The sequence below is a fragment of the Bradyrhizobium sp. MV1.5 genome (assembly GCF_055807615.1).
Genome location: NZ_JBVVPL010000023.1, coordinates 29678 through 43252 on the forward strand (window position 1 = coordinate 29678; position 13575 = coordinate 43252).

The window sequence follows — 13575 nt, forward strand, 5'->3', positions numbered from 1 at the left end:
TGTCAGTATCCCTTGGCGGCCAGAACCAGATCGGCGGCGCGATCACCGGATCGGACCGATCCCTCGATGGTTGCAGGCAATCCCGTAGCAGTCCAATCGCCTGCAAGAAACAGGTTTTTCAGCGCAGTGACCGGCCCTGGACGCAGGGCATTCTGCGCCGGCGTCGCCGCAAATGTGGCACGGCGCTCGCGCACGATCTGCCAGGGCGGCAGCTCGCCGGAAACACCGCCCGCCTTGCAGACGTCTTTCCAGATCGCCTGCGCGAGTTCCTCGCGCGGCATGTCGACCAGACGGTCGCCGTTGCTGATGGTGACGGACAGCCGGTTCGGGAACGCAAACAGCCATTCCACGACGCCGCCGATCACGCCGAGGATCGGAGCCGATCCCGCTGGCGGCTCGACGCGGAAATGCGCATTCACGATGGCGCGGAATTCGGTCGGCGTCTTCAGGCCCGGCAGCAGGTTGGAGGCAGCGCGCGGCGGCACCGCCATCACGACGACGTCGCCCGCACCGATCTGGATCACATCCTCGCCGCCGAAATTCAGCGCGCCGACCTTACCGTCATGGGTTGCAAACGAGCGCAGCTCATGGCCGAGCTGAACGCTGTGCCCGCGCTCCTGCAGGAACGTCACGGCAGGCTCGATCAGCACCGCGCTGAGCCCGTCGCGCGCGATCAGGGGGCGGCAGGCCTGCCCGCCGGCGAGCAGCGTCTCGCGCACGATCGCGCCGGCAAGCCCCGCCGAGCCTTCGGGGGGATCGACGTTGAGCGCCGCGAGCAGCAGCGGCTGCACCAGGCGCTGATAGAGGACGCCCTCGCAGGGAATGGACTTGCCGACCAGCGTCTCTTCCGACGCCCAGATCAGCGGCGCCAGCTTCAGATAATCGGTCAACCCGGTGTCGGGGACACGGCGGCTCTCGTCGAGCACCCACGTCGGCAGCCGGCCATCGCCGAGATCGATCTGCCAGCGCTGCCCGGTCGTGATATCGACGAAGGGAAACTGCGCGCGCTCCGGACCGACGAGGCCCGCTTCGGTGCCGATCGAGCGCGCATAGGCGCGCGCATGGCTGTTGCCGGACAGCAGCAAATGGTTGCCATTGTCGATGGTGAGGTTGGTGGCGCCGTCGAAATAGGAACGGCAGCGGCCGCCGGCCTGCTGCGTCGCCTCATGCACGGCGACCTTGAAGCCGGCATTGGCGAGCCGCACGGCGGCGGAGAGGCCGGAGATTCCAGCACCGATGATGTGAGCTGTTTTTTGCATCAGATGAGAGCGTATCGGAGCAGGATGGCGATGCGTGTGACCTTCGACACACGCACCGGCTCACGCGGCGCGTTGAACCCGCGCGCGATCAGGAGATCCAGAATGGCATGATAGTATTTCGACATCATCCGCGGCGCGCGCACCGCGCGGCGCCGGTTGCGGTTCATGATCTCGTCCGACTTCTCGAAATACACCTTTGCGCGCTGCGCCAGCGGCAGGCAGACCTTCGGCAGCGCGCGCTCGACGATCACGCGGTCCGGATCGTTGGAGGTGATGCCGGCATGCAGCAGCGCTTCGCGCGGCAGATAGAGCCGGCCGAGGCCCGCGTCCTCGTCGATGTCGCGCAGGATGTTGGTGAGCTGGAGCGCGCGGCCGAGATGATGAGCAAGCTCGATGCCGTCTTCTTCCGGCAGGCCGAAGACCCGGACCGACAGCCGCCCCACGGCACTCGCGACGCGATCGCAATAGAGATCCAGCGTCGCCATGTCGGGCGCGCGGATGTCCTGCGGCACGTCCATCTCCATGCCGTCGACGATCGCGAGGAAATCCTCGCGCTTGAGGCCGAAGGTCTTCACCGAGGCGACGTAGTCCTTCAGCCGCGGTGGCGGATTGCCCTGGTAGAGCGCATCGATGTCGTTGCGCCACGCCTGAAGGGCGGCGAGCCGCTCGTCGCGCGGACCGTCGGAATCAGCAATGTCGTCGACCTGGCGGCAGAAACTATAGATCTGGAACATCGCTTCGCGCTGGTCGTGCGGCAGGATGCGCATCGCGGCGTAGAACGAACTGCCGGATGCGGTCGAGCCATAATTGGCGCCGGGCGAGCTCGCCTCAAGCGTCATGTGCAGTCCCCGGTCTGGAAATGGCCTTGCGTCCGACCGCGCGGCGGCCGACTTCGCCAATCATGCCGGCGAGGCTGAAGGTGAGAAGCTCGAACTTGTTCAGGTGCACGCGCTCGCGCAGGGGATCGCGCACCTTCAACAGGCGCACGATGCGATCTGCATAGGCCTGGATCACCGAGACCTCGACGCCGAGGCGGAAATCCCGGATCTCCGCAGCTAGCGACCTGCCCTCGTCGAGCAGAGCTTCGTTGCGCACGGCGAGAGCCTGAAGGCAGGCCAGCATCGCCGACGGCGACTGCGCCAGTCCGAGTTGCTCGACCGAGGCGCCGCTCGCGGCCAGCGCATCGCGCGGCAGGTAGACGCGGTTGAGCTCGCGGAAATCCTTGCCGCAATCCTGAAGGTGGTTGTTGATCTGCAGCGCTGCACAAAGCGCATCCGACGCGGCCCAGGTCGAGGTGCTCTCACCATGGACGTCGAGCATGAAGCGGCCGACCGGCATCGCCGAATAGCGGCAATAATGGATGACCTCGTCCCAATTCTCGTAGCGCAACTTGGTCACGTCCATCCGGAACGCGATGAGCACGTCGAGCGCGTGGCGCGGCGCCATGCCGCGTTCGGCCAGTGCGTGCCGCAAGCTGACGGCCTCGGCCTGGGTGTCGCCCTTGCCGAGCAATTCCGCCTCGAGCAGGTCGAGATAAGCGAGCTTCTCGTCCGGCGGCAGCGTGGCGTGGTCGGCGATGTCGTCGGCGGTGCGGACGAAATTGTAATACGCCAGGATCAGCGCGCGATGACGCGGATGAATGATCCAGGACGCGACGGGAAAATTCTCGTCGCGCTCACCCTTTCCGGATCGCAATTCGCTCGCAGAGGTCATCGAGGGCTGGTCTACAATCGTTTGGAACAGGAAGGGCTTTTTCGCTCGCGCTAGCCCGTGCCGGCGATGCCGCCGCGGCCCCCATATAGGGGAATACGGCCGCAAAACCAATCCTGTCTCTCGATGGCTGCCCTTTGCGGATCAGGTCCGAAAAGGCGGCCCCGGGGGCCGCCTTTTGTGGGCCAGTGGCCGAGCTTACTGGTTGTGGTTCTTCAAGACCTGGTCACAGGCCTGCGAAATCTTCGCCCGGTTTTCCTTGAGGCAGGCCAGGATGGTGAAATCGCCCTGATCGATGACCGGACGGCAGAGCTTCTGCACATCGCGCGAGCAGGCCTTCTGCTCGGCGTCCGTGCCGCGCCCTTGCTGGGCGAACGCTGCGGTCGAGAGGGAGGCCGACAGCAAGGTGAGAGCGACGAGAAGCTTACGCATTGTATTCCTTCATTCTGACGGCAGAATCGCACCAATCCCGGACAGCACAGGGCGACGACCGGAGCGGATTGTTCTGATGGGCAAGTCGCCGCGGGAGTAGCGGCCTCGGAGAAGGCACAAGCACTGGCAAATGCGGCCAAATTGGCGCCACGTCCACCAAATCAGGGCTTCCCTGCGCCTTCTCTGGCAAATGTAAGAGATTGATACTACGTCATAATTCAGGCACGCCGCGTTTTGCTGCGCACCTGTTGCAGAGCTGCATCTCTCCGTCCCACCTCGGGCGTCAGAAACATGCCGAAACGCAGAGAATCCGGAGACCAACCATGGCAAGCGCGCTTCGCGATGCCGACGTGTGGGCGGCCGGCCATTGAACCTGACACAGGCTCGGAACACTAAACCTTCGATGTGGCGAGACGTCCTTGGTGACAAGCGGACGTCGTTCCAAAACGGGATATTTTGAAGATGAAATTCTTTGGGCGATCTGAACTGGCAATCAAGGCAGCCGGCATCGGCGCTGTGCTGCTCTTCTCGGTGTCGACAAGTCAGGCTCAGGCGTCCGGACCGTTTGCAGGTTTCGAGGGCGCGTGGACCGGGACGGGTACGGTGTCGCTGTCCGACGGCTCCACCGAGCGCATCCGCTGCAAGGCCGACTACAAGGTTGCCGGCACCGGTCTCAGCCTCAAGCAGGCGTTGCACTGCGCGTCCGACAGCTACAAGTTCGACCTCACCAGCGACGTGACCAGCCAGGGCGAGCGCATCTCCGGCAATTGGAGCGAGACCAACCGCAACATCTTCGGCAATTTGCAAGGCACCGCCGGTGGCGGCCAGATCGAGGTGTTCGTCGAGGCCAACGGCTTTGCCGCCAATTTGTCGCTGCGCACCAACGGCACCAAGCAGACGGTGCAGATCTCATCGAAGGGCGAGATTCGCGGCGTCAACATCACGATGACGAAGGGCTGACAGCTCTTACCGCTTCGAAAGCAGCAAGCCCCGGTTCTCGCGAACCGGGGCTTTGTTGTTTTTCGGAGACGCGGCGCAGTCGCCCGGACCGCGCCGATTCGAGTGTCCGATGAATGAAGCCGCTCAGATCGCCGGCTTGTCGGTGCCCTGAAGCTTGCCGTGCAGATTGATCAGCCACATCGCCGTCGGCCGCAGGATGAAGAGATCGGCGACGAGCGCCATCACCATCGAGAAGGCGCTGAGCCAGCCGAACAGCCGTAGCGACGGCAGGTCGGAGAACACCGTGACGACGAGACCGCAGGCCAGCACCAGCGTGGTCAGGATCAATGCCGGGCCGACCAGCACGGTCGCGCGCTCCACCGCGAGCGCCGAGCCGACGCCCGGCTTGCTCTCGAGCCTGAGGCGGTTGAGGAAGTGGATGGTGGCGCTTAAGCCGAGACCAAACGAAACGGTCAGAGCCACGACACTGGCGAATTGCAGTCCCTCACCCATCGCCCACAGCACCGTTCCCGACATCACGACGGGGAAGATGCCCGGCAGGATGCAGGCGAACATCACGACCCAGGAACGGAAGGCCAGGCCGATGAAGATCGCGACCAGCGCGAATTCGACGGTAAGCCCGCGGTTGAGCTTCTCGATCATGCCGGCCGAGTTGCGCGCGGCAATCGCGGCAAGTCCCGTGACCGCCACTTCATAGCCGGGATGCTTCTTGCGGACGGCGTCGAGCTCGGTATCGAGCTTGTCGACGATCGGCAGGAGCTGGCTGGAATCCTTGTCCGGCACGCGACCTGCGACCACGACGGCGTCCTGCTCGGCATCGATGAACCGGCGCACCAGATGCTCCGGAATGACGCTGACATATTCCTTCAGGGTCGCGACGTCGGCGCTGCCGGCCTTGTCCGCGAGCCAGCGGCGCAGGGTCTCGACCGACCAGACGTTGCCGACACCGGCTGCCTTCTCCACCGTCGCGTGCACGTCGGCGATGGTCTGCAGCGTCTCCGGCGAATAGAGCGATTCGCCCTTGGGGAACTGGATCAGAACGTTGACCGGATTGGCGCCGGTGAGCTTGGCGTCGAGCCGGTCGCTGGCGGCGACCGCCTGGCGCTTGTCCGGCACCTGGTCGGCGAGCCGGTAGCGCGGCTCCAGATTGGCGTAGATGACACCGAGGCCTGCCACGAACACCACGGCGATCAGGCTGAACAGGCCGGGGCGGCCCACCATGCGCACCGCGATCCAGTAGCAGAAATTACGCAGCGCCTGCACGCCGGCGTCCGCGCTCTGGAACTTGGTCGCAAAGACCTTCTCGTTGCGCACGAGCAGCACGCCGAACACCGGCACCAGCGACAACACCGCGACCAGCGCGATGATGGTGGCGGCGAGACCCGCCTCGCCGAACTTGCGGATCAGATCGGAGTCGGAGAACTGGAGCGCGATGAAGGAAATACCGGCGGTGCCGTGCGTCAGCACGCAGGCCGGTCCCACCACCAGCACCGCGTTCTTGAATGCGGTGAACTTGTCCTGGCCCGCGATCAGCCGGTCGCGCGCGGCGAAGGTGAGCTGCATCGAGTCCGAGAAACTGATCACCATGATGAGCGGCGTCATCACGTTCAGGAACATGTTGAGATTGAAATTGGCCCAGCCGAGCGCGCCGAGCGCCAGCAGGATCGCGATCATCGGCGGGAACGCCGCCGCCACCATGAACGAGATCTTGCGGAAGAAGATGATGGCGATGACACAGCCGGCGAGAATGCCGAGGATGTTGTAGGTGAGCCCGTCGCGCTCGACCGCGTTGCGGATTTCGAGCTGCATCACCGGCACGCCGGAAAGCTGCACGTTGAGGCCGGTGTCGCCGAGGTCTTCCTTCATCAGCGCGCGGATGTCGGCGACGGTCTTGGTCAGCTTGTTGGAGGCGACCACCTCCGGATCGAGCGACAGCACGATCAGCGCCAGCGTGCCGTCCTCGGACAACAGCTTGCCGCGGATGATCTCGTTGGTTTTGACACCCTCGATGAACTTGTCATAAGCCGCGCCCTCGGGCAGCTCGGGCGGGAACAGCGCGGCGGGAAGCTTGCCCGGCGCCGGCGCCTGACGCGCGGAGAACAGCGAGACCAGTCCGCGCGTGCCGTCGATCAGCTGCATGTCGGTGACGAAGTCGCGCAGCTTCTCGAGGTTGTTCCGCGCCAGTAGGGTCTTGCCCTCGACCACGACGAGGACGTCGAATTCCTCGGCCGGGAACTTCTTGGTCACCGCTTCGTACTGGCGGAATTCGGGCGTGTTGGACCGGAACAGCTGCGACAGCGAATCGTCGATCTTGATCCGGTGGATGCCGAACACGGCGCCGACGATCAGCACGAGCAGGACGATGCAGGAGACGATGGGCGCCCGGACTGCGATCAGCCCGATGCGCTCCAGCCCGAAGGCGATCGAGGACGCAGGCCCCTGCTCGACCTTGTCGACATGAACCTCACTCTCGCTGTGCTTTTCGAGCATGCCTTGTCCAGTTCCTAAATCGGCTCGGGTCTGTGAGCTTGTCGCGCCCCGCGAACGGCTTGAAAATGCCATACCAATGGGAGGCTTGCCCTTTGAAAATGCGCAGAAAATCGCCGCGAGGGGTTTAGCAGGTCAATCACCCTTCTCGCAAGCAGGCGGAGTGTGGCCGAATCGATCAAGATGTGGCGATTTTGCCTCAATGCCCTTCATTCGGGCAAAGCCGTGCCAATTCGACGCGGCGCGCGGTCCGCGCTCTCGTCCTTCAGCGCCACACCGGTCACTTCCCGCGCGAGCCCCTCGCGGACCAGCCAGGCGATCTTGAAGGCAGCCTCGTCATAGCTCAACCCGGCCTTGTGGATGTTCGACACGCAATTGCGCTCGGCATCGGTGCGATCAGGCTTCGGGGCGAAAGTCAGATAGGCGCCGAGACTGTCGGGCGCCGACAGGCCCGGCCGCTCGCCGATCAGCATCACGACCATGCGCGCGCCGAGAATGGCGCCGATCTCGTCGCCGAGCGCAACGCGCGCGCCTGAGGCGACGACGACATGGCCGATCGCGACACCATCGTCGGCTGCAAGCAACGGCAGCAGGCGCATCACCAGCGCGGCCGCATGGGCGTGGACCGCCGCCGCCGACAGCCCATCGCCAATCACGACCGCGAGTTGGCACGGCTCCGAGGCGCACCGCGTCAGGGCCTCGGCTGATCCGGCATCGAGCCGTCTGCCCAGATCGGGCCGCCGCAGATAGTCCCCGCGGTCGACCGCCCGGCTGTTCGCCTCGGTGACGACGAGGCCAAGCGCGCGGAGATCTGCAACCAGCCGCGGCGCATCGAAGACGGCATGCACGGCATCGCGGGCGCGGGCATGGTCCAGCGTGAAATCGAGCAGTGCCCGCGTCGGCAGGCTCGCGCCGCTGCGCCCGAGCGCGACGCGCGCGGGCGTAAGCGACCGCAGATCGAGGGTCGGACGACGCGGGATGGCCGGATCAGACATGTTGTGTCATTCGGCGGGGACGGAGGCCTCGCGTAGCCGGATCGAATAGTTCGAGGCGTTCTGCTGGCCGGTCGAGGCCGCCCGCGCAAAGGTGATGAGATGGTGCGCGATCAGGGTGCAGCCGATCAGGCCTTCGAGATCGCCGCGCTTGATGCGGCCCAGCGCGAATTTCCAGAACACGCGCTTGTAGTCGCCGAGCACGCCGACCTTCCAGAAGATGTTTCGCAGCATGACGAGGCCGCGCCTGATGTTGGGCCAGGTCTTCATCTCGTCCGGCGTCGGCATCTTCAGCCGGTGCACGTAAACGTGGTCGCATTGATACTGGAAGCGCGCGTAGACCTTCTCGGGCTCGTAGGCGACGGCCATGGCGTGCTTCCAGGACGCGACGACGTCGTCGTAGGGCAGCAGGAAGTCGACATTGGAATCGCGGCCGTCGTCCTCGACCAGGCGCCCCTCGCGCTCCAGACGGTCCCACAGCGGCGTCTTCGGCAGCGCCTGAAGCAGGTTGATCGTGAGCAGCGGAATCCGGGAGTCCTCGACGAAGGCGAGCAACGCCTCCGAAGTGTTCGGCTTGTCGGTGTCGAGCCCCATGATGATGCCGGACACGACCTCCATGCCGTAGGAGTTGATGGTTTGCACGCCCTCGAGGATCGGGACCATCATGTTATGGTCCTTGTGCATCGCCTTCAGCGCATCAGGGTCGGGCGTCTCGATGCCGCAGAAGATCGTGATGAAATAGGCCTCGCGCATCTTCTCGAGGATTTCCGGCCGCTTGGCGATGTTGAGCGTCGCCTCGCAGGCGAGCCGCACCACGTAACCGGTCCTCTTCTGCCATTCGATCAGATGCGGCAGGAGGTCCAGCGCCGCCTTGCGGTTGCCGATGAAATTGTCGTCGACGAAATAGACCGTGTCGGTCATGCCGCATTCGCGCAGACGGTCGAGTTCGGCGATGATCTGCTCCGGCGACTTGATGCGCGGATTGCGGCCGTAGAGGCCGGGGATGTCGCAGAACTCGCACTGATACGGACAGCCGCTGGAATACTGGATGCTGCCGAGGAAGTACTTCTTGACGTCGGCGAGCTCATATGCCGGGATCGGAAACTCCGTCATCGGCACGCGATCCTTGGTGGTCAGAACCACCTGGGTCTCGGGACGCGAGATGTCGCGCGACAGTATTTCGAGCAGCTGATTGGTCGCGTCGCCGAGCTCGCCGACATGGAGATAGTCGAAGGACGGATAGTAGTCCGGGCAGGCGCTGACGGAGGGACCCCCGAGCGCGACCGGCAGGTCGAACTCGTGGGCGCGGCGGCAGATGTCGTTCATCTGCTGTCGCTGGATGTGCATGCCGCTGACGAAGACCGCCTCCGCCCATTCGAACTCCTCCTTCGTCGTGCGGCGAAGGTTCTCGTCGACGAATTTGACCTGCCACTCCTCGGGCAGATAGGCCGCGAGCAGCAAGAGTCCCTGCGGCGGCATGAAGGCGCGGACGCCATCGGTCAGGGGGTAGGAATGCTCGAACGTCCCGAACGACGATGTGTATCGCGGAAACACGCAGAGAATCCGCCGGGACGTCCCGTTACTTTCAGCTCGCATCGAAGCTCCCCCGCCACGCTCGACTTAGCCGCGGAAATTGCCAGACAGACACATAGCGTAATGCTGCCGCCGGAATTTCTCAATATTGTGGCATGAGCCTAATTCCCGGAGGGACCAATGGTTTCCTCGGGCCACCGGGTGCTTCCGCCGCGTCACGCGATCAGCCGTGACGCAAAATCGGGCAGCTGGCCTGCATCGCCGGCAAGCCGGAAATCGGCGCCCGCAATGCCGGACCGCACCAGCCAGTCGTCGAACTCCGGCGCACGACGCAGTCCGAAGACGTCGCGGACATAGAGTGCGTCGTGAAAAGACGTGGACTGATAGTTCAGCATGACGTCATCGGCGCCGGGGACACCCATGATGAAGGTGACGCCGGCGGCAGCGAGCAGCGTCAGCAGATTGTCCATGTCGTCCTGGTCCGCCTCGGCGTGGTTGGTGTAGCAGATGTCGATCCCGAGCGGCAGGCCGAGCAGCTTGCCGCAAAAGTGATCCTCCAGCCCGGCCCGGATGATTTCCTTGCCGTCGTAGAGATATTCCGGGCCGATGAAGCCGACCACGCTGTTGACCAGGAGGGGCGCAAAGGCGCGGGCCACGGCGTAGGCGCGGGCCTCGCAGGTCTGCTGGTCGACGCCGTGATGGGCATTGGCCGATAGCGCCGAGCCCTGCCCGGTCTCGAAATACATCACGTTCTGCCCAATCGTACCGCGCCTCTGCGACAACCCGGCCTCGTGCGCCTCCTTGAGAAGCGCGAGGTCGACGCCAAAACCGCGGTTGGCAGCCTCAGTGCCGGCGACCGACTGGAAGACGAGGTCGACCGGCACGCCCTGCCCGATCAGCGACAGCGTCGTGGTGACATGGGTCAGCACGCAGGCCTGGGTCGGGATCTTCAGCCGCGCGATGACCTCGTCGAGCAGCCGCAGCAATTGGCCGATCACGGCCGGGTCGTCGCTCGCCGGGTTGATTCCGATGCAGGCATCGCCGGCGCCGAGCAGGATGCCGTCGAGGATGGAGGCGGTGATGCCCCTGGCGTCGTCGAAGGGATGGTTGGGCTGGAGCCGGGTGCTCATCCGGCCCTTCAGGCCGATGGTGTTGCGGAAAGCGGTGGTGACCTCGCATTTCCGCGCCGCCAGGATCAGATCCTGGTTGCGCATCAGCTTCGAGACCGCGGCGGCCATCTCCGGGGTGATGCCGCGGGCCAGCTTGCGCAAGATTTCGGGCGTCGCGGCATCCGACAGCAGCCAGTCGCGAAATGCACCGACCGTCAGCGAAGCCACCGGCGCGAAGACCTTGGCGTCGTGGCTGTCGATGACGAGGCGGGTGACCTCGTCGGTCTCATAGGGAATGACGGCTTCCTGCAAGAACTGCCCGAGCGGGACGTCGGCCAGCGCCATCCGCGCCGCGATCATCTGTTCGGCACTGGCGGCGGCGATCCCGGCCAGCCGGTCGCCGGAGCGCGGCGGCGTCGCCTTGGCGAGCAGGTCGCGCAGATCCGGAAATGCGTAGGTCGTGGCGTCGATGGTGTGGCGGTAGACCAAGGGTTTCTCCGGGGTTCGTCGGCCAGAGGCCGACTCCAGCGCGATCCCAAGACTATACCTTCAGATCAAGACGCTGAAATATCTCCCTTTCTTTCGACCGCTGCCGAGTGGGGCCAAACCCGGCGTTAACGCCGCGTCCATCTTCATTCTGCATAGTTTTGCATTAATTTGTACGACCGCGCTCTCCGGCCGCTCCCGGCCATTCGGGCCCCTGAAAACCATGACAACCGACCAATCTGGGAATGCCACCGGCCTCGCCGGCCGCTTCACGCTTGCCAACAAGCTCTACGCGATCTTTGCGCTGTTTGCGCTGCTCACGGCGGCGATCGCGATGCTGTCCGACTACAACAGCCGCCGCGGTGCCGAGCTGACCACCGCGATCGAGACCGCGAACGCCGCCGCGCTGAACGTCGAGCGGGTCAATTCGCTGGTCTATGCGGTCGTGATGGAATCGCGCGGCGTCTACATGTCGACTGAACCGGCCGTGGTGAAGAAATACGGCGAGGGCCTGCTCAAGTTCAACGCCCAGATCCTCGGCGTCGTGAAGCGCTGGGAGACCATCGTCAAGGCTGACGATGCCGAGCAGTTCGCCACCTTCAAGAAGCGCATCGAGCAGTTCGTCGAGTTTCGCAAGGAGCTGGTGCGACGCGGCGTCGAGATCAATGCGGCCGCGGGCCGCGAATGGGGCGACAACGACGCCAACCGCGCCGTGCGCTCGGCGCTGAACAAGGATCTCGAGGCGCTGTCCAAGGTCTATGCCGGGCGCGCGGGGCAAATCGCGCACGAGACCGAGACCAATCGCACCCTGTCCTTCGTCCTGACCTGCCTCGCCGGTGTGGCGCTCGCGCTCGTCGTGATCGGCGTCGTCATCATCGCCCGCTCGATCGCACGCCCCCTCTCCGCCATCACCGCGACCATCAAGCAGGTCGCTGACGGCGCCGAGAACGTCGTGGTGCCGCACTCTGACCGCGCCGACGAGATCGGCGCACTGGCACGCGCGATCCAGATCTTCCAGGACGCGATGGGGCGCAACCGCAACCTCGCCTCGCAGGTCTCGCAGGACTCCGCAGCGCGCGAGGAGCGCGCCCGCCACATCGAGCAATCCGTCGACGCGTTTCGCGGGGCGATCGGCGCGATCATGCGCGGCCTCAGCGACAACGCCTCCGTCATGCGCGAGACGGCGCAGACCATCACCCGCGTCACCGCGGACGCGAGCAGCCGCGCCGGCACGGCGGCGAACGCCACCGAGCAGGCCTCGCACAACGTCACGGCGGTGGCAGGTGCGGCCGAGGAGCTGTCTGCGTCGGTGGTGGAGATCGGCCGGCAGGTGCGGCAATCCGCCAGCGCGGTCGAGCAGACCGGCCAGCGCACCGAGAAATCGATCGCCGAGATCGAGAGCCTGGCGGCCGCCACGCAGCGCATCGACGGCGTGCTTAGCCTGATCCAGGCCATCGCCGAGCAGACCAATCTGCTCGCGCTCAATGCCACCATCGAGGCCGCGCGCGCGGGCGATGCCGGCCGCGGCTTTGCCGTCGTCGCACACGAAGTCAAGGCACTCGCGGGGCAGACCGCGAAGGCGACGGCCGACATCAGCGAAAACGTCTCGATGATCCAGTCCTCCACCCGCAACGCGGTCGACGCCGTCCGCGAGATCGGCGGCGCGGTGCGCGAGATCAACGATGTCACCTCGGCGATCGCCGGCGCCATCGGCCAGCAGGACGCCGCCACGCGCGAGATCTCGTCCAACGCGCAATCGGCTGCCCAAGGCAACGAGACCCTCGTCGCCAACATCAGCTCGCTCCGCGACGCCATCGGCGAGACCGACACTGCGGCCTCCTCGGTGCTGACGGCTGCGAGCAGCGTGACCGAGACGGCGGAGACGCTGTCGCGCGAGGTGGAGAAGTTCTTCCAGAACCTGCGCTCAGGCGCGGCGGACGGCCCCGTCGCCAAGGTGGGGTAGCAGCACGTTCATCGGCAGCAGAGCCGGCGGTGGGGTCGCTCCATCAAAAAGCGCGCAAACAACCCCATGCACAGTAGCCGGGGACAGCGATATCAATGACTTGGCTCTAGTCCAAAACTATTCGTATTTTGCGAAATGATATTTGACTCGTCGGGCAAAACAGGGGCATGATGTCAATGTTGGAGCTTTCCGCGCTGGGCCGGTAGATCGTGAGAAGCCGATGGCTGGCTGAGGCCGCCTCTCATCGCTTACCGTTGATGAACCATAGACACTGATCCAACAATTTTAGCGAAACTATACAGCCGCCTCTGCGTCGTTAGCCGGAGGGATTACAGCATGTCGACAGAGGGCCAATTCGACGACCAGGAGGTCAGGATCTGGCGCTACAGGGCGTTGGAGCGAGAGGTGACTGATCCGCTTGCCGCCGTGCTGCTCCACGACATCGTCCAGGATCTCGAAGCCGATCTTCACAGAGACCGCGCGATGACTCTCTCCGCAATCCCATCTTCCAAGTCATAATCGCCAATCATGGCGAGTTGACCTGTTTTTCGGGCACGGCGATGTCTGCGAACAGAGTGGTGGCAGCTGACGATATCTGTTCAGCCATGGAACCATTGGGTTCCCAGTCTATTGCCTCACTGACA

Annotated in this window: 11 protein-coding genes; 3 read left to right on the forward strand and 8 right to left on the reverse strand. The window is 64.6% G+C overall.

Annotation, left to right across the window (positions count from 1 at the left end):
- Positions 1-2: 2 nt before the first annotated feature.
- From hpnE to AC0L2J_RS21390, 4 genes are all read right to left on the reverse strand, one after another.
- Positions 3-1259, reverse strand: a complete 1257-nt coding sequence (gene hpnE, locus AC0L2J_RS21375) for a hydroxysqualene dehydroxylase HpnE (RefSeq protein ID WP_007608081.1) — start codon at positions 1257-1259, stop codon at positions 3-5.
- Positions 1259-2098, reverse strand: a complete 840-nt coding sequence (hpnD, locus tag AC0L2J_RS21380; RefSeq protein WP_007608079.1) for a presqualene diphosphate synthase HpnD — start codon at positions 2096-2098, stop codon at positions 1259-1261. Before hpnD ends, hpnE begins: the two co-directional genes overlap by 1 nt.
- Complete coding sequence (hpnC, locus tag AC0L2J_RS21385; RefSeq protein ID WP_007608077.1) at positions 2088-2972, reverse strand: squalene synthase HpnC; 885 nt, start codon at positions 2970-2972, stop codon at positions 2088-2090. Before hpnC ends, hpnD begins: the two co-directional genes overlap by 11 nt.
- Before the next feature lie 195 nt (positions 2973-3167).
- Positions 3168-3401: a hypothetical protein gene (locus tag AC0L2J_RS21390; RefSeq protein ID WP_007593627.1), complete on the reverse strand. Its 234-nt coding sequence runs from the start codon at positions 3399-3401 to the stop codon at positions 3168-3170.
- A 462-nt stretch (positions 3402-3863) separates the two neighbouring features.
- Between AC0L2J_RS21390 and AC0L2J_RS21395 the strand changes: the two genes are divergently transcribed.
- Positions 3864-4361 carry a hypothetical protein gene (locus tag AC0L2J_RS21395; RefSeq protein WP_007608075.1) on the forward strand — a complete coding sequence of 166 codons (498 nt, stop codon included), beginning with the start codon at positions 3864-3866 and terminating at the stop codon, positions 4359-4361.
- 123 nt (positions 4362-4484) lie between these two features.
- Here AC0L2J_RS21395 and AC0L2J_RS21400 read toward each other — a convergent pair whose 3' ends face one another.
- The 4 genes from AC0L2J_RS21400 to AC0L2J_RS21415 all read right to left on the reverse strand — a co-directional run bounded on the left by AC0L2J_RS21400 (position 4485) and on the right by AC0L2J_RS21415 (position 10971).
- On the reverse strand, positions 4485-6851 hold the full coding sequence (locus tag AC0L2J_RS21400) for an efflux RND transporter permease subunit (protein ID WP_063993118.1): 2367 nt from the start codon (positions 6849-6851) through the stop codon (positions 4485-4487).
- 206 nt (positions 6852-7057) lie between these two features.
- Positions 7058-7843, reverse strand: coding sequence for an ethanolamine ammonia-lyase subunit EutC (eutC, locus tag AC0L2J_RS21405; RefSeq protein WP_473393944.1), 786 nt, complete (start codon positions 7841-7843; stop codon positions 7058-7060).
- Positions 7844-7849: 6 nt separating this feature from the next.
- The gene (locus AC0L2J_RS21410) at positions 7850-9436 is read right to left on the reverse strand and encodes a B12-binding domain-containing radical SAM protein (RefSeq protein WP_473393946.1); all 1587 of its coding nucleotides are present in this window, start codon (positions 9434-9436) and stop codon (positions 7850-7852) included.
- A 152-nt stretch (positions 9437-9588) separates the two neighbouring features.
- A complete protein-coding gene (locus AC0L2J_RS21415; RefSeq protein ID WP_473393950.1) occupies positions 9589-10971 on the reverse strand; it encodes an ethanolamine ammonia-lyase subunit EutB in 1383 nt (460 codons plus the stop codon).
- A gap of 220 nt (positions 10972-11191) precedes the next feature.
- On the opposite strand from AC0L2J_RS21415, the gene AC0L2J_RS21420 reads away from it, so the two are divergent.
- Both AC0L2J_RS21420 and AC0L2J_RS21425 read left to right on the forward strand, forming a co-directional pair.
- Entirely contained in the window at positions 11192-12931 is a 1740-nt protein-coding gene (locus tag AC0L2J_RS21420) for a methyl-accepting chemotaxis protein (protein ID WP_473393954.1), read from the forward strand.
- Positions 12932-13267: 336 nt separating this feature from the next.
- Positions 13268-13450, forward strand: coding sequence for a hypothetical protein (locus AC0L2J_RS21425; RefSeq protein WP_007608069.1), 183 nt, complete (start codon positions 13268-13270; stop codon positions 13448-13450).
- The last annotated feature ends 125 nt before the right edge of the window (positions 13451-13575 follow it).